Annotated in this window: 1 rRNA gene (cut by a window edge); it reads right to left on the bottom strand. The window is 52.4% G+C overall.

Features of this window, described 5'->3' with window-relative positions:
- A 23S ribosomal RNA gene (locus ACOZK9_RS27295) occupies positions 1–2,254 on the bottom strand (its annotated part continues 233 nt past the right edge of the window); the annotation flags it as partial.

Below are 2,254 nucleotides of genomic sequence, written 5' to 3' on the forward strand. Positions count from 1 at the left end.
AGGGAACTCAAGGTTCCAGTGAGATCTCATCTTGAGGCTAGTTTCCCGCTTAGATGCTTTCAGCGGTTATCTATTCCGAACATAGCTACCCGGCAATGCCACTGGCGTGACAACCGGAACACCAGAGGTTCGTCCACTCCGGTCCTCTCGTACTAGGAGCAGCCCCTCTCAAATCTCAAACGTCCACGGCAGATAGGGACCGAACTGTCTCACGACGTTCTAAACCCAGCTCGCGTACCACTTTAAATGGCGAACAGCCATACCCTTGGGACCGGCTTCAGCCCCAGGATGTGATGAGCCGACATCGAGGTGCCAAACACCGCCGTCGATATGAACTCTTGGGCGGTATCAGCCTGTTATCCCCGGAGTACCTTTTATCCGTTGAGCGATGGCCCTTCCATACAGAACCACCGGATCACTAAGACCTACTTTCGTACCTGCTCGACGTGTCTGTCTCGCAGTCAAGCGCGCTTTTGCCTTTATACTCTACGACCGATTTCCGACCGGTCTGAGCGCACCTTCGTACTCCTCCGTTACTCTTTAGGAGGAGACCGCCCCAGTCAAACTACCCACCATACACTGTCCTCGATCCGGATAACGGACCTGAGTTAGAACCTCAAAGTTGCCAGGGTGGTATTTCAAGGTTGGCTCCACGCGAACTGGCGTCCACGCTTCAAAGCCTCCCACCTATCCTACACAAGCAAATTCAAAGTCCAGTGCAAAGCTATAGTAAAGGTTCACGGGGTCTTTCCGTCTAGCCGCGGATACACTGCATCTTCACAGCGATTTCAATTTCACTGAGTCTCGGGTGGAGACAGCGCCGCCATCGTTACGCCATTCGTGCAGGTCGGAACTTACCCGACAAGGAATTTCGCTACCTTAGGACCGTTATAGTTACGGCCGCCGTTTACCGGGGCTTCGATCAAGAGCTTCGCGTTAGCTAACCCCATCAATTAACCTTCCGGCACCGGGCAGGCGTCACACCCTATACGTCCACTTTCGTGTTTGCAGAGTGCTGTGTTTTTAATAAACAGTCGCAGCGGCCTGGTATCTTCGACCGGCATGAGCTTACGGAGCAAGTCCTTCACCCTCACCGGCGCACCTTCTCCCGAAGTTACGGTGCCATTTTGCCTAGTTCCTTCACCCGAGTTCTCTCAAGCGCCTTGGTATTCTCTACCCAACCACCTGTGTCGGTTTGGGGTACGGTTCCTGGTTACCTGAAGCTTAGAAGCTTTTCTTGGAAGCATGGCATCAACCACTTCGTCGTCTAAAAGACAACTCGTCATCAGCTCTCGGCCTTAAGATCCCGGATTTACCTAAGATCTCAGCCTACCACCTTAAACTTGGACAACCAACGCCAAGCTGGCCTAGCCTTCTCCGTCCCTCCATCGCAATAACCAGAAGTACAGGAATATTAACCTGTTTTCCATCGACTACGCTTTTCAGCCTCGCCTTAGGGACCGACTAACCCTGCGTCGATTAACGTTGCGCAGGAAACCTTGGTCTTTCGGCGTGGGTGTTTTTCACACCCATTGTCGTTACTCATGTCAGCATTCGCACTTCTGATACCTCCAGCAAGCTTCTCAACTCACCTTCACAGGCTTACAGAACGCTCCTCTACCGCATCACCTAAGTGATACCCGTAGCTTCGGTGTATGGTTTGAGCCCCGTTACATCTTCCGCGCAGGCCGACTCGACTAGTGAGCTATTACGCTTTCTTTAAAGGGTGGCTGCTTCTAAGCCAACCTCCTAGCTGTCTAAGCCTTCCCACATCGTTTCCCACTTAACCATAACTTTGGGACCTTAGCTGACGGTCTGGGTTGTTTCCCTTTTCACGACGGACGTTAGCACCCGCCGTGTGTCTCCCATGCTCGGCACTTGTAGGTATTCGGAGTTTGCATCGGTTTGGTAAGTCGGGATGACCCCCTAGCCGAAACAGTGCTCTACCCCCTACAGTGATACATGAGGCGCTACCTAAATAGCTTTCGAGGAGAACCAGCTATCTCCGAGCTTGATTAGCCTTTCACTCCGATCCACAGGTCATCCGCTAACTTTTCAACGGTAGTCGGTTCGGTCCTCCAGTTAGTGTTACCCAACCTTCAACCTGCCCATGGATAGATCGCCCGGTTTCGGGTCTATTCCCAGCGACTAGACGCCCTATTAAGACTCGCTTTCGCTACGCCTCCCCTATTCGGTTAAGCTCGCCACTGAAAATAAGTCGCTGACCCATTATACAAAAGGTACGCAGTCACCC

Origin of the sequence: Pseudomonas kitaguniensis, from assembly GCF_049199985.1 — a bacterium.
Taxonomy (GTDB): Bacteria; Pseudomonadota; Gammaproteobacteria; order Pseudomonadales; family Pseudomonadaceae; genus Aquipseudomonas; species Aquipseudomonas kitaguniensis.